General features: G+C 46.0%; 19 protein-coding genes. 4 read left to right on the top strand and 15 right to left on the bottom strand.

Features of this window, described 5'->3' with window-relative positions:
- Positions 1–74: 74 nt before the first annotated feature.
- Positions 75–686, bottom strand: coding sequence for a hypothetical protein (locus NSS95_RS02580; RefSeq protein WP_201059182.1), 612 nt, complete (start codon positions 684–686; stop codon positions 75–77).
- A gap of 140 nt (positions 687–826) precedes the next feature.
- Between NSS95_RS02580 and NSS95_RS02575 the strand changes: the two genes are divergently transcribed.
- Positions 827–2140 (top strand): IS1380 family transposase, encoded by a 1314-nt coding sequence (locus NSS95_RS02575; RefSeq protein ID WP_340713771.1) that lies wholly within the window; start codon positions 827–829, stop codon positions 2138–2140.
- Positions 2141–2478: 338 nt separating this feature from the next.
- Here the strand turns inward: NSS95_RS02575 and NSS95_RS02570 are convergent, their stop codons facing one another.
- The 6 genes from NSS95_RS02570 to NSS95_RS02545 all read right to left on the bottom strand — a co-directional run bounded on the left by NSS95_RS02570 (position 2479) and on the right by NSS95_RS02545 (position 8127).
- A complete protein-coding gene (locus tag NSS95_RS02570) occupies positions 2479–3525 on the bottom strand; it encodes a hypothetical protein (protein WP_340713770.1) in 1047 nt (348 codons plus the stop codon).
- 93 nt (positions 3526–3618) lie between these two features.
- Entirely contained in the window at positions 3619–4068 is a 450-nt protein-coding gene (locus NSS95_RS02565) for a T7SS effector LXG polymorphic toxin (protein ID WP_235601895.1), read from the bottom strand.
- 27 nt (positions 4069–4095) lie between these two features.
- The gene (locus NSS95_RS02560; RefSeq protein WP_061565515.1) at positions 4096–4380 is read right to left on the bottom strand and encodes a DUF5344 family protein; all 285 of its coding nucleotides are present in this window, start codon (positions 4378–4380) and stop codon (positions 4096–4098) included.
- Between the two features lie 3 nt (positions 4381–4383).
- Positions 4384–4788, bottom strand: a complete 405-nt coding sequence (locus NSS95_RS02555; RefSeq protein WP_061565516.1) for a DUF5082 domain-containing protein — start codon at positions 4786–4788, stop codon at positions 4384–4386.
- A 334-nt stretch (positions 4789–5122) separates the two neighbouring features.
- Positions 5123–6208 (bottom strand): M42 family metallopeptidase, encoded by a 1086-nt coding sequence (locus NSS95_RS02550; RefSeq protein WP_327077377.1) that lies wholly within the window; start codon positions 6206–6208, stop codon positions 5123–5125.
- 278 nt (positions 6209–6486) lie between these two features.
- On the bottom strand, positions 6487–8127 hold the full coding sequence (locus NSS95_RS02545; protein WP_035190207.1) for a bifunctional metallophosphatase/5'-nucleotidase: 1641 nt from the start codon (positions 8125–8127) through the stop codon (positions 6487–6489).
- A gap of 142 nt (positions 8128–8269) precedes the next feature.
- Between NSS95_RS02545 and NSS95_RS02540 the strand changes: the two genes are divergently transcribed.
- Positions 8270–9217: a phosphate/phosphite/phosphonate ABC transporter substrate-binding protein gene (locus tag NSS95_RS02540; RefSeq protein WP_013858425.1), complete on the top strand. Its 948-nt coding sequence runs from the start codon at positions 8270–8272 to the stop codon at positions 9215–9217.
- Positions 9218–9314: 97 nt separating this feature from the next.
- Here the strand turns inward: NSS95_RS02540 and ltrA are convergent, their stop codons facing one another.
- The 4 genes from ltrA to phnC all read right to left on the bottom strand — a co-directional run bounded on the left by ltrA (position 9315) and on the right by phnC (position 13579).
- Positions 9315–10724 carry a group II intron reverse transcriptase/maturase gene (ltrA, locus tag NSS95_RS02535; protein WP_043052493.1) on the bottom strand — a complete coding sequence of 470 codons (1410 nt, stop codon included), beginning with the start codon at positions 10722–10724 and terminating at the stop codon, positions 9315–9317.
- A gap of 505 nt (positions 10725–11229) precedes the next feature.
- Positions 11230–12033 (bottom strand): phosphonate ABC transporter, permease protein PhnE, encoded by an 804-nt coding sequence (gene phnE / locus NSS95_RS02530; protein WP_013858424.1) that lies wholly within the window; start codon positions 12031–12033, stop codon positions 11230–11232.
- Positions 12030–12809, bottom strand: coding sequence for a phosphonate ABC transporter, permease protein PhnE (gene phnE / locus NSS95_RS02525; protein WP_013858423.1), 780 nt, complete (start codon positions 12807–12809; stop codon positions 12030–12032). The genes phnE (NSS95_RS02530) and phnE (NSS95_RS02525) overlap by 4 nt, the downstream gene beginning before the upstream one ends.
- On the bottom strand, positions 12809–13579 hold the full coding sequence (gene phnC, locus NSS95_RS02520) for a phosphonate ABC transporter ATP-binding protein (RefSeq protein ID WP_019722145.1): 771 nt from the start codon (positions 13577–13579) through the stop codon (positions 12809–12811). Before phnC ends, phnE (NSS95_RS02525) begins: the two co-directional genes overlap by 1 nt.
- A gap of 397 nt (positions 13580–13976) precedes the next feature.
- Here phnC and NSS95_RS02515 point away from each other — a divergent pair, with 397 nt between their 5' ends.
- Positions 13977–14972: an MBL fold metallo-hydrolase gene (locus NSS95_RS02515; RefSeq protein WP_061565678.1), complete on the top strand. Its 996-nt coding sequence runs from the start codon at positions 13977–13979 to the stop codon at positions 14970–14972.
- Positions 14973–15177: 205 nt separating this feature from the next.
- Here the strand turns inward: NSS95_RS02515 and NSS95_RS02510 are convergent, their stop codons facing one another.
- The 4 genes from NSS95_RS02510 to NSS95_RS02495 all read right to left on the bottom strand — a co-directional run bounded on the left by NSS95_RS02510 (position 15178) and on the right by NSS95_RS02495 (position 22584).
- On the bottom strand, positions 15178–16677 hold the full coding sequence (locus NSS95_RS02510; protein WP_061565679.1) for a class I adenylate-forming enzyme family protein: 1500 nt from the start codon (positions 16675–16677) through the stop codon (positions 15178–15180).
- A gap of 66 nt (positions 16678–16743) precedes the next feature.
- Entirely contained in the window at positions 16744–17913 is a 1170-nt protein-coding gene (locus tag NSS95_RS02505) for an acyl-CoA dehydrogenase family protein (RefSeq protein WP_061565680.1), read from the bottom strand.
- 241 nt (positions 17914–18154) lie between these two features.
- Positions 18155–19867: a DUF2339 domain-containing protein gene (locus tag NSS95_RS02500; protein ID WP_061565681.1), complete on the bottom strand. Its 1713-nt coding sequence runs from the start codon at positions 19865–19867 to the stop codon at positions 18155–18157.
- A gap of 395 nt (positions 19868–20262) precedes the next feature.
- On the bottom strand, positions 20263–22584 hold the full coding sequence (locus NSS95_RS02495) for a glycoside hydrolase family 31 protein (protein WP_340713769.1): 2322 nt from the start codon (positions 22582–22584) through the stop codon (positions 20263–20265).
- 241 nt (positions 22585–22825) lie between these two features.
- Here NSS95_RS02495 and NSS95_RS02490 point away from each other — a divergent pair, with 241 nt between their 5' ends.
- Positions 22826–24604 (top strand): sigma-54-dependent Fis family transcriptional regulator, encoded by a 1779-nt coding sequence (locus tag NSS95_RS02490; RefSeq protein ID WP_014096099.1) that lies wholly within the window; start codon positions 22826–22828, stop codon positions 24602–24604.
- Positions 24605–24654 lie beyond the last annotated feature (50 nt).

Here is a 24654-nt window from a genome sequence, read left to right as displayed (position 1 = left end):
TCCACGCAGATAACATTTTGAATAACGAGTGATGATTCACGGACGATCATATAAAGTCTCCTTTTGTATTCATTTTAAGCTGACAGATTGGTAAAAGACGGGATACGGATAGTTCTGCAAGCGATGAGAACAAATTGGCAAACGCTCATTAATAACCCGGCACAAATAAAAAGAATTAAAGCGAAAAAGAATAACATTCCGGCCTCTCCCTGCAGGTAATGACGGGTGACAATTGAAACCAGCACAACAAAAAAACCAATCACAGAACCTCCAATTTCCTTATTATAGGTTTTTATATCCGGTTTGTTTATTTCCCGTAAATTTCTTCTTTTTCTGAGCCAGAAATATAGAAAAATGATGTGGAAAATAACGCAAGTGATCACCCCGTAAAGGGCAGTCTGAACATATGAATCATAGATGTGCCCATCTTTCGCAAACATCATAAACAAGACAAACGGATCAAAAGCAGCCTTATACATAAAAAAGGCAACTGCAATACTGGATAATCTCCAACTATAAGGCCGGTTTGGCAGGCATATAAAAATCATAAGCGCATGTACGATAAAAAAAATGAATTCCAGTCGAAAAACCCATTGCCAGAAAGAAGAAAGATTTTCCCAACCAATATTTCCGCCATTTACGACCGCAAAAGCGATTCCTATTAAAATTAAACCTGAATTATTCATAGAAATACCAAAATAATCTACAAACGTTAATCTACCATGGAATTAACCTAAGTTGTTCATGCATCAAATAAATGCAAAAAGAATCCATTTCTGATAAGGTTAAAGCAACTACGAAATAACCATCAGAAAGGATTCTTATAATGGCTACTTTACCGCAAATAACGCTAGATTTCAATCGTCAAATTAAATTGTCAAATGATGGAGGTTCTCTTTCCTCTGATACAGGGGAACTCATCTTTAGAGAGTTCGATGAGAAAATAGGTTTTTCAAAAACAATCGCTCGATTTCTTCATTTAAAAGACGAACGACATTACTTTATCCATTCGAATGAAGATTTACTCCGCCAAAAGATTTATCAAATCATAGCCGGGTATTTCGAAGATGACGCAGCCGATCAATTGACAAATGACCCGGTTTTTACAAAAGTCGTGGGGAAAGATGCATTAGCTTCCCAGCCTAGTTTATCTCGCTTTTTTTCACGATTTGATGCTGAATCGATCGCTCAATTAAATCAAGCCAATCAGGAACTTTTAGACAAAGTACATCAATTCAGAGAGTCAAAGGCTCTTATCATAGACTTGGATTCAACACACGCTGACACGTACGGAAAGCAAGAATCCGCAGCTTACAATTCACATTATGGTACAGTCGGTTTCCATCCATTAGTTGCTTTCGACGGTATGATGGGTGATTTCCTTAAAGCCCGGCTGAGACCGGGAAATGTGTATACTTCGAATGGGGTTGTGGACTTTGTGAAACCTCTTATTGAACATTATAACGAGAAATTTCCCGAAACCCTCCCATTCTTACGGGGAGACAGTGGTTTTGCTGTCCCAGCTTTGTATGAACTATGTGAAGAACAATCGGTCTATTACGTGATTCGTTTAAAGTCAAATGCCAATTTGCAACGTCTCGCCGATGAGCTGCATCCTGCCTCTACACCGACTGATACAACGAAATTAGAATGTTATTACGAGGAAAGCGAGTATCAAGCAAAGTCATGGTCCAAGCCGAGAAAAGTGATCATTCAGTCTGTCCGTCCTGCTGGAGAATTATTTTTCACGCATTCATTTTTTGTAACGAACATTGCTGCATTCTCCCCGCAGGATATTGTTAAAGCGTACAAAAAACGTGGAACAATGGAAAACTATATCAAAGAAGCCAAGAATGGCTTCGGCCTCGATAAAATGAGCAGCCATGCTTTCCAAATGAATGAAGCGAAGATGATGTTGAGCCTGTTAGCTTATAATCTAACGAATTGGCTGCGAACCCTTTGCTTTCCAGAGGGGCAACAGACGATGCAAATTGAAACGATTCGGACAAGAATCATAAAAGTGGCCAGTAAATTAGTAAAATCAGGACGATCCTTTTACTTTAAATTGTCCTCTAGTTTTGTGTACCAGGAATTCTTTTGGGCGGTACTTCGGAAAATTCAATACCTACAACTTGAATAAGCCAGCAATACTGTTATTAACTTCAAAAAAATTTAATTGGCAGACCAAGGGATTAGTCTGCCCAAAAACGGTAATTTATTGGAACTGAAAGGCCAGACTTTATCAAATTGAAAAAAACAGCTTTAAATCTTTGGCAACGAAGAAACAAATGAAGGTTTTCTGCTTCAATTTACAACATCGCCCGCAGGTATGAATAATTCAGGTTAAAGAATAAACAAACCATATTCTTAAAAATTTGCGTAAATCCGAGAAAGTTAGTAAACCGCTTTTGCTATCAGCGTTTAATATTTAAAAAAACTTTTCTTCAGATAGTTTTTCCATGTTCTCACCCCAATTTATTAAAAAAACTTTACTATTTTTTTTGCCACTGACTGTACCTCGTCTACTCCTTCGTTTAATAAATCTTTTGTTCGATCAACAACACTTTTAGGCGGCTTTCCAAATTTCCTATTTACAGCATAGCCCACCATTGTTCCTACTGCAATCCCTGCAACAGTACCGATTGGTGGTACCAATGCACTTCCAAGAGCACCCCCAATAAACTGGCTTGTCGTCGTCACACCTGCAGTAAAAACTCCATCAACAGCTGTTCCCACCAAAATTTTTTGTGTGTCTCCTTTATACTTTTTATAATTATCGGCCACAGAAAGTGAAAAATTTAGTGGCCCCAGTCCTTTATCCAAGGCACTTATTGTTTTTCCTATTTTGTTAAGGCCTTTTGTACTTTCATTAAAATTGTCAACGATTTTTTTATAGGCAAGCTTTGGATTTTTCCATTCAGGAATAAATTTAATTGTTTTCTTGACATTAGTTATTTTTTTCCCGACTAACTCATCATTAAAATCTTTTACAAACTTAGTTGCCATTTTCTTGGGGTTTAACTTATTGAATTCTTCATATTTTTCGAGACCGTATAGTTTGGTAAACTCTTTTTGTAATGCGAGTTTTCCACGCTCTCTTCCAAAAGTTTCGAGGCTGGCAGCCAACTCTTCTAAATTTTCTCTTGTAAAAGAGTTCACCTTAAACTTTCTGATATGGTCTATAATTGCTTTGTCTTTGATCCTAAACAAGTTAAAAGAGAGAATATTATTATACTTTCTTAATTGCTCTTTTGTAAGGCCACTAATATCCCCCCTTGTAATCCTTCTTTTCGCTTGCGGTGATAGCATAGATTCAACAATGATTTTTGCGGCATTCATTGTCGCCTTATCTGCTTTTTTTAATTTTTTGCTCACATCTTTGTATGTTTTATAAGCCCCAGTCAACAAAATAAACAATCTCGTTTTACTAATCGATCCATCCTCTGTTTCAGATTTTTGCAAATGCAGATTACTGATTCCGCCCCCAACCAAACTCCTTTCTCCTGCTTCCATCACTTTCTTCATTACCCTGTCCACGTCGCGGCGGCTTTCTTCGACGATTTGCAGGGCTTTGCGGTCAAAGGCGTGGAGTTTTTCATTCACTTCATTCGCAAATTTTTATGATGCTTCAGCGCTTTCTATGAAATGGCCCAAGTCCGGTGCCGGAATGGATACGATATCCGAAATGCTGTGTAAAACTTGCGCGCCTTCATGGTGGATGTCCATCATTTGGTTTTTCAATATGCGCGTTTTTTGATTAAGGTTATGCATATAATCAGCGTGCAGTACCGCGCCCGGTGAATCATCCACTGTACCCTCAAATTCGGAAATGATTTGGTTGTACCGGTGCTGAACTTGCCGGGCAGCTGTCACCAGTGCTTCAATCATTTCGCCGTGGGTGGTGTGAAAATAATGTTTTGCTGAATCTGCCGCTTTCCCTTTAAAAGATTGCAGCCTACTGATCGCGTTTGTTTTTTGCCTTACAGTTTCCAGCTTTGCCGTTAATTCTTTTGTGCTCCGGTCGATTTCTTTTTGCAGATCCAGCAGCTCTTCAAATTCAACTTTCATGGTGCAACATTCAACCCTTTCCCCTCTTTAATTCTCAAGCCTGTGAAAAGACTGGCCGATTTGATCATCCTGCTGTACCATCTCATTCCCTAATTGTTCCAGTTTCTGCAAATCCGCATCAAGAAGCGCGCTGTACAGTTCAAACGCTTTCTTCAGTTTCCCAACTATTTCAAGCTGTTCTCTCATGCTTTTTAAATCCGTCTGCTGCAGTGTTATTTTTACCGGCTTAATGCCTTCAAGCGTAGACCTGGTACTGTCCGCTTGGCTGAGCACTGCACGGAAGACGGTTTGATTGATCGCAATTTCTCCCATCACTTAAACCCCTTCCGCAATTTCCTGGCTCAAGTTAGAAATATGCGATTGCAAATATGATAAATTGCTTTGTGCCTCATTCAGCTGATTCGAAAGACGCCGAATTTCTTCTTCCAGCCTGTCCTCCGTATTTCGGAGATGGTGCACATATTGGCGTACAGACGACTCTATTTTATACAAGTGATTCAAATACTTATTTTTCGTTGTGCCTTTCCAAGAGGGTGGATGAAAATCAATATGCGCCACCTTCCTTTCGTGCTGCCATGCGCCTTCAATGACTCCCTCCATTCGCCCCTTTGCCCGATACAGCCGCTCGATTTTTTCTTCAAGCAGTGCAGCATCCTGCCTCGCCGCTGCTGCCTGAGCCTGCATGTTTTCCCTTTTGCGGATCAGATCGCTTTTATCCATCCTTCGCTCACCGCCTCCCCTTGTTCGAGTGTACAAACGGTTTATTTTACCAATATTTTCTATCAACCAGCTTCTCGTTTCAATATTTTTTCAAAAATTAGGTCTTTTAGGCTAGCTTGGTTACTTATTTCCCTTTCTCCACTAACTAAAACCAGGATATTCAGATGGTGGCGGCAATCATCATCCCCATGAGATACCAATAAGAGGAAAGACGGACAAAAGGAGAAAATACTTGGTGGCAAACTTTTGCATACAGGGCTTTTTGGTGAACTGTCGGGAAACTTTATTCATAAAAAAATCCAGGCATCAAAAAGTGCCCGGATTTTTTATGATTTTAGTCAAAAATAATATGGTTTACTGTTTTGCGATCGAGACGTTTGATCACTTCTGTTATCAGTTTAACAGTATTTTCGTAATCATCACGGTGCAAGATGCCGGCGTGCGAGTGGATATAGCGTGTTGCAATCGTGATGGCAAGAGATGGAATGCCGCTGCCCGTTAAGTGAATGGAGCCGGCGTCTGTTCCGCCGCCCGGAATCGATTCAAACTGGTACGGGATATTCAACTCTTCAGCAACTTTCACAACCGTATCGCGCAAGCCTTTATGCGCCACCATTGAAGCGTCGTAAATCACGATTTGCGGACCTTTGCCCATTTTGCTAAGCGCTTCTTTTTCGGAGATTCCCGGTGTGTCCCCGGCAATCCCGACATCAAGTGCAAAGGCAATATCCGGTTTCACTTTGCTGGCTGCCGTTTTCGCACCGCGCAAGCCCACTTCTTCCTGGACATTTGTTACGCCGTAAACGATGTTCGGATGGTTTTCTTTATGCAGATTCTTTAGCACATCAATGACAACTGCACAGCCGATCCGGTTATCCCAGGCTTTGGCAAGCAGCATTTTTTCATTTTTCATAACCGTAAATTCAAAGTAAGGCACCACCATGTCGCCCGGTTTTACGCCCCACTCAAGCGCTTCTTCCCGGCTTGTGGCACCAATATCAATGAACATATCCTTGATATCGTACGATTTCTTGCGTGCATCCGGTGATAAAATATGCGGTGGCTTCGATCCGATCACACCTGTCACATCACCCTTATCTGTTACAACCGTAACGCGTTGGGCAAGCATCACCTGTGACCACCAGCCGCCGATCGTTTGGAAGCGCAGAAAGCCTGACTCATCAATTTGCGTCACCATGAACCCAACTTCATCCATATGGCCGGCGATCATAATCTTCGGACCGTCCGCCTGCCCCGTTTTCTTCGCAATTAAGCTGCCGAGGCCGTCTGTGTCGAGTTCATCGGCATAGGGCTCTATATATTTTTTGACAACGGCACGCACTTCTGCTTCATTGCCGGCAATCCCTTTTGCATCGGTTAAATCTTTCAACATGGACAATGTCTCATCTAACTTTGCCACTGGCATTCCCTCCTCGTCCCAATATGTACAAAGCCTATTATAATCAAAATCGCAAAAAGTGTAAAAAGTTTCAGCCCATCTACTTTTATATCACGTCGGACTATGCCGGGTATTTCCCGATACTCTTTTTGTGGGCTTTTGGCTACCGCGTTTCTGAGAAAAGTCACGACACAGTCCATTAGTGGAATTGAAAGTGACAGCCGTATGGGCATTTATGGTCATCAAGCAGCCGCATCGCATTGGGCTTTACCATTTTGGCCATGTGACATACACTTTCTTTAAAAAATCACTTTCCAATTGTGATCCACCGTTGCCCGAATCACTTTCCGTTCTAAAATGTAGTTGGCGATCAGTTCGGCCGCGTCGATTTGCACATCTTTTACAACAGGCTTACCCTTGAACATCAAATAATCACCGCCACCGCCGGCCCGGTAGTTATTCATCACGACATCATATTCGGCGGCCGGATCAACGGGCTTTCCTTTGTATTCGAGTTTGACAACCCGTTTGCCGACTGGTTTTGACAGATCGATCACATAGTCGATGCCCTCCCACATATCATAATTATAATGCTGTGGTTTTGGGTTCGAAAAAGCGGGGTTGACTTCGATTGTCCCGCCGTTACTAGTCTTAAAATAGCTAGCCGAACGCTCAAGTGCCGCTTTTATATCTGCTCCGGTAATTCGGATAACCTTAAAGGTATTCGGATAAATGTAGTTGGAAACAACATCCCGCATCGTCACGTTTTCAGGAAAGCCTGGCGACTGGTTATCAAATAGTGCTGTGCATGATATGTCTACCCCAGTCGCTTCCATTTGCACGCGATTCATAAATTCAATCAGGGGATGATCTTTCAAGCGGACTTCCATCGGGTTATGCACGAGCATATCCCCTTCAATTTTACCGATTGGCTGGTCAAGCCAGGCCTGTGTCGCCTCTTCATATGGTTTGGCAAGAGAAATAATCGCAGGGTCGGCTTTTACTGTTTCAACAGACAAAAGTTCTGATGTCTTCTGAACACAGCGCCAGTGTCCCTGTTGTTTTTCCAATTGCAATACAACTTTTCCTACCGCCCTGCCGTTATTGCCTGGCTGTACCACCGTCACCCCGTTGATTGCTTTTCCAGCGATCATCCGGTGCTGATGACCGGTCAAAAGCACATCGATTCCGGATACTTTCTGGCACAGCTGGTAACCCTGATTTTCACCTGTCAAGTCTTCTGTCGGTTCGCCGCTGTCCAAGTCCCGTTCAAATCCGCCGTGGTAAGAGAGGATGACGATATCTGCCTGTTCTTTTTCACGCAAAAATTTCACCCACTGTTTTGCCGTTTCAACAGGGTCGGCAAACAACATCCCGCTGATATGCTGCGGCTGCTCCCAGTTTGGGATATAAGGAGTAGTCAATCCCAGTACGGCCACTTTCAATCCTTCCGCGAATTTTTTTATGATATAGGGGCGCCCAAAATAAGGCATTTTCGTCTGCTCGTTTAAAATATTGGCGGACAGCCACGGGAAATGGGATTCCTTCACCGCCCCCAGGAGCAGCGCTTGCCCATAGTTAAACTCATGATTTCCCGGCACGGCTGCATCGTACTGCAACGAATTGGCAGCAAGCACCATCGGGTTGGGCCCTTCTGAATCAATCCTTGCATAATAGTAGGTTAGCGGCGTCCCTTGAATAAGGTCTCCATTATCAAGAAGCAGCACGTGCTTTTGCCGTGCGCGTTCTGTTTTGACCAAAGTGGAGATTTTTGCCAACCCAACAGCCGCTTCCTCATTTGTTCCATAATTGATCGGCAGAATATTTCCATGAATATCGCTTGTTTCAAGTATCACCAGCTCAAATGTTTTCATCCCTATTTCCTTTCTTTTCGACATCTCATTATCCACATTGTAGCTTTTTTCTTTTACATTTTCCATGTATGTTCAAAAATCCCCATTTTTTCTGCGTTGTTAAAACATTTATAAACAATTAAAATTTTGTTTGTTTTGTTTTCCATGTAGTATATAATGAAACTGAAAGTGAAGGTAAATCCATCATGATAAAGTTGGGGGTAAATGTATGCTGAAAAAGTTTCTTGCACTGTTTGTCGTTTTAGGACTGACTTCCTCCTTGGCTGCCGGTTGCGGGAGTAACGGGGAAAAATCAGGGAATAGCAGCCACTCCAGCAGCAGTTCCTATACACCTAAAGAACTGAAAATCGGCTTTGTGCCTTCCCAGAATGCCGAAACATTGGAAGCGAAAGCTAAACCGCTGGGGAAACTATTGTCAAAAGAACTCGGCATTCCGGTCACCGTAACAGTGACAACGGATTACAACAGTATTGTGGAAGCATTGGGTTCGAAGCAGCTGGATATCGGATTCCTGCCGCCAACGGATTATGTGCTTGCCCATAAAAAACACTATGCAGATGTCTTATTACAGGCGCTCCGCTACGGGGTGGATCCGAAAACCGGAAAACCCACTTCGGAAAAAGTGGATTACTATTATTCCGGCATGCTTGTTAAAAATGATTCTAACATTAAAAGCATCAAAGATTTAAAAGGTAAAAAGATTGGCTGGCAGTCACCAACATCTTCTGCGGGGTATGTATGGCCGGCCGTTGAAATGAAAAAAGCCGGTGTCGATGCGCAAAAAGATGTAACCGGCGTCCAACTGCAGGGCCATGACAAAGGCGTGCAGGCGCTGATGTCGGGTGACGTTGATGCTGCTGCCGTCTTTGTCGATGCCCGTAATATTGTTGAAAAAGAGTACCCGAATATTTATAAAACAACGCATTACTTATTCTTGACGGAGAAAATTCCAAATGACACGATTAGTGTACGGCCGGATATGTCTAAAAAGTGGAAAGACAAGGTCACTGACGCTTTTATCAAAATTGGAAATGATCCAAAAGGTCAAAAAATCATCAAAGATATTTACACACATGTCGGCTATAAAAAATCATCCGATGCGAACTTCGATACTGTTCGAGAATACAGCGAAAAAGTCCAGAAAATCGGAAAATAAGCACGAAAACGCAATCGAGTAGGAGGCTAATCATTATTTGATTAGCCGACCTCTCACACCACCGTGCGTACGGTTCCGTACACGGCGGTTCTAAAGTTTACGACCGTACAGACAGATAGTAATCCAGAAAACTTATATACCTTGCTCTTCGGAAGAGTTCGTTTGTAAGGGTTCTAGCTAAGATATGGCTGCCGGAGATTCTCCAGTAGCCTTTTCTTGTGTTAGCCCATTCCCACGCCTTTCTTTTATTGATCCCTAATTTCTTGAGCCAATAAAATCTTGTGCGTACTCTCTTCCATCTTTTCCAAGTTACCATTCGCATTCTTCTTCGTGTCCATTGGTCCAGTCTGGTTACCAGACTTTTCATATCCGCTAGCTTGTAGTAATTTACCCATCCTCGGACAGTGTCGTTTAGCCTTTTCTTTCTTTCCTCTACGCTTAATCCGTTGCTTCTTCCTGTGATTCTGCGAATTTTCTCCTTTAATTTTTGAACACCCTTCGGGTGTACCCGGAATTTGCATTTTCCTTCATAAAGGTAGAATCCATAACTCAGGAACTTGATGTTTCTAATATGTGTGATCATCGTCTTCTCTCGGTTCACTTTGAGTCGCAATTTCCTCTCAATGAATGGGAGAATGTTATGGTATGTTCTTTCGCAGCTTCTTCGGCTTTTACAGAATATGATCACATCATCAGCGTAACGGACAAATCGGTGATTTCTTGCTTCCATTTCTTTATCCAATTCGTTTAACATTACATTGGCAAGAAGCGGACTTAGTGGTCCTCCTTGTGGAACACCGAAATCATTTGTTGTCCTTATTCCTTTGATCATAACACCTGCATTTAGGAATTTATGGATTAAGGAGATTACACGTCCGTCGTGAATTGTTTCACTCAATATCTGGATAAGCTTACTATGGTTTACCGTGTCAAAGTACTGTTCTAAGTCCAGGTCTACTACATACTGGTATCCTTCATTTACATTCTTTTGGCACTTGAGAAGTGCCTGATGTGTACTTCTATGTGGTCGGAAACCATAGCTATTGTCTGAGAACTTTCTTTCATATATAGGGACTAGGACCTGCGAAATGGCTTGTTGGATGACTCGGTCTACTACCGTTGGTATTCCAAGTTTCCTTGTTTTCCCGTTGTCTTTTGGAATTTCTACCCTTCTAACGGGTTGGGGCTTGTATGTCCCATTTCGAATGGAGAGGACGAGTTCCCTCTGATGTTCAGTTAGGTATGCCAAAAGTTCACCTGTTTTCATTCCATCGACACCGCCCGCACCTTTGTTTTTCTTTACCTTTTTATAGGCACGGTGCAGGTTATTACTTGAAAGGATTCGTTCGAGCATCCATTCGTTCTGTCTGTTGGTGTTAGTGGTGTTGTTTTCAGTTATCCTCTTGAAACTATGCCCTCTGCCATATCCTTCCTGTTCCGCAGTATCTTTTTGACAGCAGGTTTCTTCCTGTTTTCTGCATTTGTTCGTTTCTTCGGTAACTTTCATTGACTTCCACTTCCTTTAGTTCAGCCCTTCCTTCGATGCTCCAGGCATCTCCGTACTATGGCTTCTGCTGACTTCTCACGGCAAATCTTGTTTCAACCAGGTTTCATACTCTGTTTCCACCTGTCCGTGAGACCTCCCGTGGTAAGGTGATTCACTTTCATTCCATGTACCCGCACCATTTACGTTTCCACATCCGGATAGCTTTTGGGCTTTGACTTGTTCAGCCGCCTTACCCTGTGAGAGTACGCCTAATGATGTTCGTGTTCCTCGGGTCAGAATTTTGCCTCCAGCTTCCTTCAGATTCCATCTCACGATGGACACCCTTGCTCTTGGCTAATGGTTGGTCGCTACCTACCCCCATAGCGGACTTACACCGCCTAGCGAATCGCCATGCACGGCGCACTGAAAAGGCTGCCTGCAGGGCGTTAATAAAGCACTGCAGGCAGCCTTTTCTTTTATCTATTATCCTAATTGAACAGTCCATGTTTATCGAAAAAACCGCTTGTTATATCAAACGCTTGCGGATCGATCCGGAAATATAGTCGATTATCGTAACCATTATAATAATACCCCAAAGAATAATTCCAACCCGGTCCCATGAGTGGCCGTTTAAAGCAAAAATCAGCGGTGCACCGATTCCGCCGGCACCGACAATTCCCAAAATTGCCGCCGACCGTACGCTAATTTCAAACCGGTACAGCGTGTATGACATAAAAGCTGGCATGACTTCCGGCAGAATTGCAAACCACAGCACCTGGATCCGGTTTGCACCCGATGCGATCAGCGCCTCTCTGGCAGAAAAATTCATATTTTCAATCGACTCTCCGAACAGTTTTCCAAGCATCCCGATCGAATGGAAACCAAGTGCCAGTATCCCGGCAAAAGCGCCAAGCCCGACCGATTTAATAAACAAAAGTGCCATAATCAGCTCCGGAAATACGCGAATACTGCTTAAAACCACTTTTCCAAGCGTGGAAACGACATAATACTTGCTCATATTCCGCGCTGCCCAAAACGCAAACGGCACGCATAGAACTGCCGAGATAAATGTCCCTAAAACCGCGATTGCTAATGTTTCAAGGAGAGCATGCAACAAATCTTCCCCGTCCGGATCATAAATATAGCCGAAATCGGGGTGGATGAACCCATGAATGATCGCTTTTAATGCCTGTGCCGCCGTATCTTTTAATTCAAGATGGGGTGCACTGCCGAATGCCCATGCATAGATCAGAACGACAATCAGCACAATCGCCCATGTTTTGATCCTCTTCAGCAGCGGTTTTTTTACCAAATCCGATTGACCCCTCATATTAATTTCTCCCTTATCCGATTACTTAAGCCATCAATGATCAGAACGACAACAAACGTGTATAAAATGATCGTGAGCACTTGGTTATATTGGAAAAAACCGAGGGCATTATTTAAATACAGCCCGATTCCGCCAGCGCCGACATACCCCAGAACAGCTGCCGCACGAACATTAATTTCAAAACTATAAAGGAAATACGACATATAGCTTGCCGTCACTTGCGGCACTACTCCGAAAAAGATCCACTGGATTTTATTGGCGCCCACCGCTGTCATGGATTCAAGCGGCCCACTGTCAATCGCTTCAATCGATTCATAGAAAAGCTTGGCGATGACCCCGAATGAAAAAACCGCCAACGCAAATATTCCTGGTATTTCACCGATCCCGAAAACCGGTACGAACAATGCGGCAAGCAGCAGCTCAGGCAGCGTCCGGATCAAGTTCATCATGACGCGGGCAATTTGGTAGATGACCGGTATTTTCACAACATTGCTTGATGCAAGCAGGGCAACAGGAATCGCTGCGATGCCGCCAAAGGTTGTCCCCAAAATCGCCATGCGGATCGTAGCAAGCATCGGCTTGGTGACGGAACTGAAGTAATGCCAGTCAGGGGGGAACATTTCATTCAATAACGACCCCATGTTTCTGCGGCCTGCCCACAATGCTGCCAAAGAGACTTGTGTAGTATGCGCGCTCCCCCAAATGATAAGTATCAGGAAAAGGATGGTCAGGCTTGTCTTTATCCTTGCCACTCTTTTCCGCCTGATTACATCCATTACAACGCACCCCCTAATAGCTCATCATCCTTCAGATTACGGCCGTAAATATCAGCGAAAACATCATCTGTCGCTTCAGATACGGGGCCGTCAAACACGATGTTCCCGGCACGGATGCCAATAATTCTTGTCGCGTAGGCCTTCGCCAAATCAACGAAGTGAAGATTTACGACCGTTGTAATCCCCAGCTCCTGGTTAATCCGTTTGAGGTCATTCATTACCTGCTTTGTGGTGAGCGGATCGAGCGACGCTACCGGTTCATCTGCTAGAATGATTTTTGCCCCCTGTGCGAGCGCCCGCGCAATCGAAACGCGCTGCTGCTGCCCACCAGATAATTCATCTGCACGCGAATACGCTTTTTCTTTTATATTTACACGTTCCAACGCATCCATGGCAAGATCCATATCTTCTTTCGGGAACAGACCCAAGATTGTTCGGAGGGTTGAATGGTAGGCAACACGGCCGGATAACACATTACGCAGTACCGTAGAACGTTTCACTAAGTTAAAGTTTTGGAAAATCATCCCGATATCACGGCGGATATAACGAAGTTCCTTTCCCTTGGCAGCGGTAATCGACTTGCCATCAATCAGAATTTCACCTTCCGTGATTTCATGCAGTCGGTTAATTGAGCGCAGTAATGTAGACTTTCCCGCGCCGGAAAGACCGACAATTACGACAAACTCACCCTTATGTATCGTCAGGTTCACATTGTTTAACCCTCGTGTCCCATTCGGATAAACTTTAGAAACGCTCTTAAACTCGATCATTTCTACTCCCCTTTAATATTGAAAGTTGCCAAAATTTAATGTGCTATTTTTACTATACCAATGAATGCCCGCAAACTCAAGGATGATTTTGTTCCGTATATCTCACGTTTTTCTCGGCACTATACCGGGTATTTCCCGACGCTCTTCTTGTACGTTTTTGGCTAATCATCAGATGGTTCGTGATATGCCTGCAGAAAAAATCACGGAGTACCTCTTCATTGCAGCACGGGGCGTCACGTATGACTGGTGCTTGCATGATGGGGGTTATGATTTGGAAAAGGCAATGAGAGCGTATATGGGAAGATTGTTAAAGGTATTTTTGCAATAGACAAAATGGTTCAAATTCATTATAATAAAGAAAAATGAATGATCATTCATTTTAAAGGGGGTCTTACCCATGGCATATACGAAATTCGGGCCGCTTACCGTCATTACGGGGGAAAACGGCAGCCGCGTCCCGTTCAGTACCTCGCTTCTCGTCGAGGGCGGGCAGGGGGCGGCGCTCATTGACTGCGGCAGCGGCTTTCAAATTTTAAATGAAATAAAAAAGGAATACGCCATTCGGTCTGTTTATTTGACCCATTACCATCTGGACCATATTTGGGGCGCGTACCTGTTTAAAGACGCCGAAATTCAAATCAATCCATATGATGTAAAAAAACTGAATGATGTTGAAGAGCTGGCAAAAGCGAGCGGTATGCTGAGCCCGGCCGACCCGGAGAGCCGCAAAAAGTGGATGAAGCAGCTGTTTGAGAAACCGCCTGAAAACTGGGACCGCCCGCACTGGCAGCCGGTGCTGAACCTTACGGAAAAATGGTATCCGTACGGGGAAGAGCTCAATGTATATGGGACGAAAATGTTGATGATCCATGCGCCCGGCCATACGGAAGGATACTGCTGCCCGTATTTTCCGGAACACGGTGTCCTGTTTGCCGGCGATTTTGACCTGGCCTCTTTCGGACCGTGGTACAACAACGCCGACTCTGACATTGACGCCTTTATCGCATCCGCGAAAACCACGTTGGAAACAGATGCGCAAATTTTCATCACTTCACACCATAAAGGGGTGGTGGACAGAAAAACATATGAAGAATTGCTGAAGCGGTATATCAACAAAATTTACGAGCGCGAAGAAAAAACGCGGTTTGCTGTAAAGCGGGGTGTGGCGCCGGACGAAATGATCTACGAAGAAATTTTTTATTTCCGGAAAAATCTAGAACAGAACCCGCAACTTGTGATTTCCGAAATCGTCGGCATCGCCAAGCACCTCGACAGGCTTGTGCGTAATGGGGAACCGTTTGAAGCTTATTTTGAAGCATTTTTGCAGCACTTTCAGTTAACAAGGGAAAATATTTTCTATCACACATCTTCTGTCCCGACACAACTCCAATAACAGGTAGCGGCGCCCGCTTCGCCGCTATTTTTCCTGTAAAAGCCTCTTTCCGTGCCGAGACCAGTGTATCCCAGACGCTATATAAAATGAACTTAAGTTTTTAAATCAATTCCGAGCAGCAATTTTCATGATGAATATTTTTTACAGCGGGCAACAGAGCTGCGACATTTTGTTCATTTTTATAGAAAGAAAAAAACAACCGCCATTACGGTTGCAAATCGGCAGATTGTTTCCTCAGCTGCGTTTTTAAAATTTTCCCGACCCCGTTGCGCGGCAGGTCATCTAAAAAGACAAATTTTTTTGGCACTTTGTTTTTCGCGAGATGCTTGAGGCAATATGCGGCCAAATCCTGCGCTGACGTTTCGTCTCCCGGCTTCTTCACGATAAAAGCGAGCACTTCTTCCCCCATCCGCTCATCTGGCACACCGATCACCGCTGTCTCCAGCACAGCGGGGTGGCGGGCAAGCAGTTCTTCGATATCACGCGGATAAATATTAAAACCGCCGCGAATGATTAAATCTTTTTTACGGTCGACGATATACAAATAGCCGTCTTCATCCACTTTCGCAAGATCCCCTGTATAAAGCCATCCGTTCTTTAAAACCCGCGCTGTTTCTTCTCTATTTTGGTAATAGCCAGGGGTGATGTTATCGCCGCGGACGACCAGCTCCCCGACCTCGCCAGCCGGCACTTCCAAATCATTCGGGTCCACAATTTTAATCTCAACGCCAGGGATCGGCACACCGACAGACCCTGGTTTATACGGCATGCCCTCCTTATAAGAACTGACAACCGGCGCAGCTTCCGACAGCCCGTAGCCTTCCAGCACCTCCACCCCGAATTTTTCCAGAAATCCTCGCCGCAATGCTTCCGGCAGTGGCGCTGAACCGGAGCAAAGGGATTCGAGGCTCGACAGGTCGTACGCTTCTGCCTTCGGGTGATGGTACATTGCATACACCATTGCCGGGACCACCGAGAAAGACCGGACCCGATATTTTTCAATTGCTGCAAAAACCTGTTCCGGCTCAAATTTTGCAAAAACAACGACAGAATACCCTTTGATATAGCATACATTTGAAACAGTCAGTCCGTACACATGGGCAAGCGGCAGGACACCAATTGTCACTTCGCGCCCTTGCCCCTCTTTCGTGTTTGCTGCAGAATTCACCGCATTCGAATACAAATTCCTGTGCGTTAAGATGACCCCTTTTGGACTGCCGGTTGTGCCAGATGTATATAAAATGACAGCGGGATTGTCTTCCCGGATTCCCATTACCGGCGTGAAGGCATTTTCCAACGGGTCGGATGCTATACCGTCCGCCGAAAAAACAACCGGTTTTTCCGGCAATCCGGAAAGGGCCTGCCTGAGTTTTGGCATTGTAGCGGCGTCTGTGATAACAGCCTTGGCACCGGAATTCCGAAGAATATAGGCGATTTCTTCAGCATGCAGCAAAAACATGACCGGTACGATGATGGCGCCGGTCCTTGCGATGCCCTGATAGGAAAACAGCACTTCCGGGCAGTTGGGCATGCAAACGAGCACCCGGTCTCCTTTCCGGATACCGTTTTTTTGCAGGTTCCCGGCAATCCGGTTGGCGTATTTTTGCGCATCCAGATTGCTGTAAGCCTTCCCGCTGTAATAAAACAGCGGGTATTCGCCAAACTGTGCAATGTTTTGTTCCAGCAAATCCTGTAATAACGGCATTTTTTCACCCCATTTATGTTAAAGTGACGGGAGACGCGCTTTTTCTATCCGCCCGGGCATGAGCCGTTAATCCATTAATTCCCCCACTTTCACATGCCCACGTAGCAGGTTCCGGGAGATGATGTAGCGCTGGATTTCGTCCGTGCCTTCGAAAATCCGCCACAGCCGCATTTCCCGGTACCACCGCTCAATCGGCAGTTCTTTCGTATACCCCATGCCGCCGTGGATTTGGAGCACCCGGTCCACAACCCGGTTGGCCATATTGCTGCCGTACAGTTTTGCAATCGAGGCATAGTGCCGGTTATCCTTTCCCGTTTCAGAAAGCCATGCCGCATGGAGAACGAGCCACCTTGTTGCTTCAATTTCAACATTGGAATCGGCAATCATCCATTGGATCGCCTGCCGTTCTGCAATAGGCTTGCCAAAAGTAACGCGTGTTTTCGCGTAATCCATGGCCATTTGCAATAACCGTTCCGAGGCACCGACCGCTCTTGCCGGAATGAGCCAGCGCCCTTGGCCGATCCACTTCATCCCAAGGCTGAACCCCTTGCCCGGTTCGCCGAGAATATTTGCTTCAGGCACCCGGACATCCTCGAACACGAGCGAAGCAGGCCCCCACTCCCCCATCGTCTGGATGTATTCCGACCGCCACCCCATGTCACGATCAACAAGGAAGCAGGTTACCCCGCCGTTTGCCCCTTTTTCCTTGTCCGTGACGGCAAATACCATTGCAAAATCGGCTTCATTGCCGTTTGTAATGAACACTTTTTCGCCGTTCAACACCCAATGGTCCCCGTCTTTTACGGCCGTCATTTTAATATTCGCGGCATCAGACCCCGCCCCCGGTTCCGTTAAGGCAAAGCATGACCGCCGCTCACCGTTAATAACCGGGATTAAATATTTTTGCTTTTGTTCCTCATTACAGTCATATAAAATATTGTCCGCCGACCCGCCGAAGCTGAACGGGACAAAGGTGCGCCCGAGTTCCATCTGGAGGAGCGCCGTCATCACGGGGCCGAGGTTCGCGCCGCCATATTCTTCCGGCGTATTAATCCCCCAGAAACCGGCTGCCTTCGCTTTTTCTTGCAAATTTTTTATGACGCTATCCGCCAGGCCCGGCCGCCCCTCGCGTTCATTTTTTAAAACCTCCTGCTCGAGTGGCATCAATTCTTTTTTTACAAACTCCCGCACCGTTCGCTGAATCATTTTTTGCTCATCTGACAGCGTGAAATCCATGGGTTGTCCTCCTTTTTAATAATGATTACGCTTTCATTTCATCGTTTATCAATACAATATATGCATCGTCCAGGCGGATATACTTGGAAAATAGGACAGGGCTGTACCGGAAATGCCTGGCACAGCCCTGTTTTTGCGCAGGTTTCGTATGAAACTGCTCGCCTCTTCAGCCATATTTTTTTAAAAAAACTGCACCAATCACCTGCCTTCTTTCAGGGGATAGGTGCAAGGCAATACCACGCTATTTTTTTACATAAAACAGCCGTGACACAAGTAGCCCAACTGTCCCGAGGGCAATAAACAAAATCGTCCGGATAAAGAGGTTGACGGTATGCATATCGACAAAAATCAGTTTACAAAGCGTGATCAAAAGCAGGATCATCCCCGCGAGCCGGATCTTCTTATTGTCTTTCCAAACCCCGAGCGCCACTCCAGCTGCAGCATATACCATCCAGACAAAAGACTGGAGCATCATCCGCAGGCTGACGGACCAGCTTTCTGCAACCGCACCTGCCAGCTGGGTAAGAAAAACAAGATGAAAAAAGGCATTTACGGCGATCCCTTCCTGTTTCAACGAAGCTGCAGCCAGCATCCGGTAGAAAAACAGCATCGTCCCGATCACAACAAGCCACACGAAAGTCTCCGCACTGAACACATCCCGGATCCATGCGGTGGAAAATAATTGAAAAGTTGTAAAAATATAAAGCAATAACCCGATAACCTGCTGAATGACTGCTTTAAAATGAAAGCCAAGATAAATGGCGACCGTGGCTACAATAAAATACACGGCAAGATTTAGCACATGATCAGGCAAAATCTGGTATAGGAAATAAACAACGCTTACTGTACAAATGGAAATGGAGACAGAGATCTGCTCCCGGTTTTGTTTTTCCCGGCCGTAGTAGGCAAACCAGCCGTAAGCGACTGCAGCGGCCAATAAGTATAGATTAAACAGCGCATGTTGAAGCGATGCTTGCAGCAATATGCCCGGCACTTCCTCCAGCGTACTATAAGCCCATCCGGTTGTCAGCACAAAGCTTGAGAATAAGACCAGCACTGTTGCCTCTCCCATCCCCTTCTTGTAAAAAGCGACCCAGCAAAGCAGCACATGCTGAATGATCGCCCCAAGCACAACAGAATACGAGATCCCTGCACCAACTTGATTGATCAAAAGATTGATATAAAGGATAAAAACGGCGGCATGCCACAACCCGCTTGCCGTATAAAACAGCGCTTTGTAAGATTTCCGGACGGCAAACAAGAGCAAAAGCGCATAAAATGCCGTTTCATACCAAATGACAAAATGGGCGGCATGTTCCTTTCCTTCAACCAAAAACGGCACAAGATACCCGGCACATGCAGTTAAAATCGCAATCGCTTCCGAACGGTGCCGGTCAGAAAGAAACAGCCCAAGCCCGATCCAGATCAGGTTCAGGATAAATGCAATGAAAGGCGGCACGAAACCGTACAAAACATGCATCGCAAACGTCGTCAAAATGGCAACGGAAACGGCGCCGGACAGCAGCACGGTTCCAAGTGCCACCATTTGTTTCTTAATCTGTCTCTCCCCAAAAAAGTACAGCACAGCGGCCACGCCAAAACCGAGCAAAACCCTGATTAGTTCCGTCCCCGCAATGGCCACAATGGTAAAGGCAAAAATGATGCCTAGAAGCAGCACGAAAATAAAGATTCTCGGCAGCCACACCCTTCCGAGCCGGTATTCCCAATCAACCGGTTCCGGCTTCGCCTGAACCGGTGTCTCAGCATCCTCTATGCGTGGTACGGTTTTCTCAACCCGTTTATCCGGCGTGCTGGTTGTGGTTGGTATGGTGCTTTGAGCGGCTTCCCTTTTGGCCGGCTGGTTTCCCTGTTTCGCTGCAAGGTCAGTTTTTAATGTTGCCACTTCCTGTTCCAAAACGGCCACTCTTAGTTCAAGCTGTTCAATCCGGTCCATTTGGTCCCCCCTCAATTTCTCTTCTTCTTTAAAGATATTCGAAGCAGGCAGTCTGGTTTCCTTCTCATTTTGTCTTTTTTCGACAGGTTGAGGCGGATTTTGCCGGTTGACCCGCAACCAGCAAGCGTGCCGTTTTCCAAATCAGGATGACACAACTGCAAGTTCCCTTTCCAATGGCAATAATTCCCCTAGCTTAAGTTCCGGATTTTCTGAACTCATCTTTTCTATCCTTATACTTTACATTCAAAATTCATTTGCCAAATCTAATAGTATGCCTTCCGGGAATTACCCGCCAAATCCAATCAGCACACCTATGAAATACATCAGGCAGCACCAAAAAAACTGTCCCCGGCAGGCAGCCGCTTTATTCCCTGTAGATCAGCTCAAACACCGCATCAAACAAATCCGGGTCGAGATTCATGGTGCGCAGCCGGGCCAGTATTTTCAAAGGCGCCTCTTCTTCCCGGGCCAAAGCATAAATCTCCTCTTTCAAACGATAAGCAATCTGTGCCGCGTTTAGCAGCCCGTAAAAATCCTGCAAGCGGCGTGCGCGAACATCGTGCGTGCCGGCCGAAAATGAAACCGCAGCCCCTTTTTTCGGATCGTATGCTGCAATCCTCTGTTGCCTCGTCATAGGATGCCGAATACCCGGATATTTCGATGTTTCCGAATCCGCGAAACAGCATCCGGATCTCTCTTGGAGCAGGCAAAACACGCGAGTCGCCCTCAATCGGATGCACGATAAATTTCTGCTGCTCCCAGTCGAGTTCAAATTTCGTCAAGGCATACGCCCCGTTTTCATATGCCAGCGTTTCCCCGTCATCTTCATACAGTACAAAGGTATTTGTGCTCCCCGGAAAAACCAGCACATCCAGCTGCTTCGGATTTTCGGTTCCGTTTTTATGCGGGCAGTGCCCCGCAAGTGGAATGATCGCGCCGGCTTTTGCAAAAACAGGCAAACGGCCAAGCCCCCTGTACACGTTTAACCTCGTGCCGCCTTCATAACGGTGGCCGGTAAAAAAGTCGTACCACGTGCCAAACGGCAGCCATACCTTTACACACGCGAGACCAAGCGCCGGATTTCTTTTTTCCGTTACTGGTGCAACGACCAGTTCGCTGCCGAAAAAGTACTGGTGCCGGACATCATACGACTCTTCATTAAGCGGATACAAACCATACATCGGCATGACAAGCGGCAGCAAGTCATGATGCGTCCGCCAGTTCATCGTGTAAAGATACGGAACCAGCCGGTGCCTTAACCGCAGAAATGCCTTGATTGCATCCGCCGCTTCTTTTCCGTATTTCCACGGCTCTTTCCCCATGAATTCACTCTGCGTGCTGTGCAGGCGCAAGATCGGGCTAAAAGTGCCAAACTGCACCCAGCGCACAGCCAGTTCGTCATCACGCGCCCCGCCGAAGTGGCCGCCGATATCATGGCTCCACCATGAGTAGCCAATATTTGAAGCTGTTGCCGTAAAATACGGCTGAAACCGGTAAGAGTCCCAGGATACAACGGTATCGCCGGAAAAACCGATGGGATAACGGTGGCTGCCGGCGCCGGCGTAGCGTGATAAAATGAGCGGGCGCTTTCCGGACTTCAACCTGTCCAAGGTGTGGAAATGATTCAAAAGCCACAAAGGATCAAGCCCTTCAATCGAACTGTTTGTCCCCTGCTGCCAGTCAATCCACCAAAAATCAACACCATCTTTTTCCTGCGGATGGTGCAGGTACTCAAAATACGCATCACGGAAAAAACGGTTGTTGATATCGAATAAAATCGGGTCTCCCGTCTCCGGGTCGATGCCCATTTTTACAGCCATTTCCGGATACATTTCCTCATAGGCACGCACCCCGTCGGCTGGATGCAGATTGAGCGTTACTTTTAAATGCCGTGCATGCAGCCAGTCCAAGAACGATTTTGGATCCGGAAACAGCTCCTTATTCCACGTATAGCCTGTCCAGCCGCTCCCGTATTTTGCCGGAATATCCACAAGATGCCAGTCCATGTCCAGCACGGCGACAGAAAAAGGAATATCCTCGTTTTCAAACCGCTCCACAAGCGTTTTATATTCCTGCTCTTTATACGGCCAGTACCGGCTCCACCAGTTTCCGAACACAAACCGGGGCAAAAGCGGTGGCGCCCCTGTCAGTTTGTAAAAATCACGCAATGCCTCCAGATAACTGCGGCCGTACGCAAAAAAATAAAGATCCACGCCTTTGTTCTTGCGCGGTTCAATCGTCTCTTCATCAACAAGAATAAAAGATTCCGAATCATCCAGCACCGCGTAACCTTTTTTAGAAAGAATGCCTTCTTCCAAATCGATTTCCCCATCCACCTGGTCCAGCGTTCTGGCTGTGCCTTTCAATGTTTCCACCGGTGTTCCGAAATACCAGCGGTTCTTGTGGTTTGTAAAATTGCTTTTCACATCAATAAAAAGTGCATTCGGCGAAAACGGGCCTTTCTTAAGGTAGTGCAGATGGAAAGCTTCGGTGATGATTTCAAGCGAAACATCGTTTTCCAGCTTCCGGAATGCCGGTACCGGAAACGCCCGGTTCAGCACGGTTTGTGTCGCCCTGTCTTCAAACATGCCGTTTTCCGCATATTCCAAGCGAATCAGCTTCGGCGTCAGCACGGTAAACCGGTAATGCTCCCCAGTTATAACAGCCTGCGGATTGGGCTTAGGGCTTAATGGAAAACGCATTTTTTCTTCCTTCATCACGGACCACCCTTTTTTCATTTTACTATACGCTCATGCAACCTTTTCCCTTTTTCCTCCAAACAGCAAACTTTTTCCCATGATAAATCATGCTGATCCGGCAAAAAAATTTTACAAATGGCACTTTTCAAAAGGAAATCGGCAAGAAAGGAAGAAGTTATTCGTTGCATGCTTAAAAACGATTTAAACGGAATGGTGCCGGGTATCCCGGCAGCCTTCGTTTCAAAAAGGGGAATGAGAAATGGCAAAACCGCTTTACTATGAAAAAACGGAAAGCATGTTAAAAGCAGGTGTCTGGATGTCCCCTTGCCCTCATATCATCCGGCCGGGGACCGTGTTCCAGGAAGCAGCATGCATCATGCGCAAGCAAAATTTAAGCAGCCTTGTGGTCGCAGATGAAACCGACCAACCAGTCGGGATGCTGACGCTGCATCATGTCCTCGCCGCATTGTTGGATCATATGGAAAACGAACCGGTCTTGCGCGCCCTGCCGAAGAGAAATTTTGTCGCAATCTCTGAACAAGACAGCCTGCTTGACGTGTTGTCCCTGCCTTTTACTGCATTTCCGGTCGTGAATGAAAACCGGAAATGCACCGGCATCCTTACAAGGCAGGATCTATTGGACGGCCTTGCGCACTATATCCGGCAAATGGCGCAAACAAAAAACACAGCAGAGATTTTAAACGCCGTATTGGAGAGCGCTTATGAGGGCATTGCCGTTGTCGATGAAAATGGTATTCTCATCGAATTCAACGAGGCATACAGCCGGTTTACAGGCATCAAACGGGAAGATGCGATCGGGCGGCATGTTACCGAAGTCATTGAAAATACCAATCTGCATGTCACTGTCAAAACGGCCATCCCTGAGCGCGGTGTCATCCAATATATTCAGGGGCAGGCAATGGTCGTCCACCGTATCCCGATTTGGAAAGGGGGCCGGGTAGTCGGCGCGATTGGCATGCTGATTTTCGAAGGCGTCTCGGAATTGTATCAAATTTTTGAGCGGCTGCAGCAGGATTCTTTGTCCGCCCGGAAAGAAAAAACAGGTTCCAAAAAGATGCCGGATCAAGCCGGCTTCACACAAATTTTAGGAACGAGCGAAAGCATCTCCCGCGTAAAACGGCTGGCAAGAAGGGCGGCACGGACTTCGGCAACTGTCTTAATAACAGGGGAAAGCGGAACTGGAAAGGAGCTGTTTGCCAAAAGCATCCACCAATTGAGCACGTATGCACGGGGGCTGTTTATTACCGTCAACTGCGGCGCGATTCCGGAGCCTTTGTTTGAATCCGAGCTGTTTGGTTACGAAGAAGGCGCGTTTACCGGCGCAAAAAAAGGCGGGAAGCCCGGGAAATTTGAATTGGCGGAAAATGGCACGCTGTTTTTGGACGAAATCGGGGAATTATCGCCCGCCATGCAGACGAAACTGCTGCGTGCCATTCAGGAAAAAGAAGCCGAGCGGGTTGGCGGCGTAAAAAAATATAAAACGAATGTGAGGATTGTCGCCGCTACCAATCGCAATCTTGAAGAAATGGTAGAAGCCGGCACGTTCCGGGCGGATTTATATTACCGGCTGAATATTATCCGGATCCATTTGCCCCCGCTCCGCGAACGAAAAGAAGATATACCGGGTTTGGTTTCCCATTTTCTGAAGGCGTTTTGCCGGCGTTACGATTTACCCGAAAAAAGGATTAGTTCGGAGGCAGTTGCAGCGATGATGGCTTACGGATGGAAAGGAAATGTAAGGGAACTGGCCAATACGGTGGAAAGGCTTGTGACACTCGCCGACGGACCGGAAATCAGCCGTGGCGATCTGCCGGAAGCGATTCATGAGGCTCAACCGGCAAAAGACATCTACGCTGAATCTTTGATCAGCCGCGCTAGAGAAGCGGGTGAGGCGCAAGAAAAAGCACTCATTATTCGGGCACTGAAAAATGCAGGCGGCAATAAGACGAAAGCGGCGGAACTGCTCGGTATCCACCGCACAACGCTTTACCAGAAAATCAAAAAATATAACCTGTAGCGCCTGTAGTGTAGCCAGTCCGCTACAATTGTCGTATTTTTCCTACACTT

The sequence above is a fragment of the Weizmannia sp. FSL K6-3076 genome (assembly GCF_038007245.1).
GTDB lineage: Bacteria > Bacillota > Bacilli > Bacillales > Bacillaceae_C > Weizmannia > Weizmannia faecalis.
Note: the sequence above shows the minus strand (reverse complement) of the source record. Positions and strands in the feature narration are given on the sequence as shown.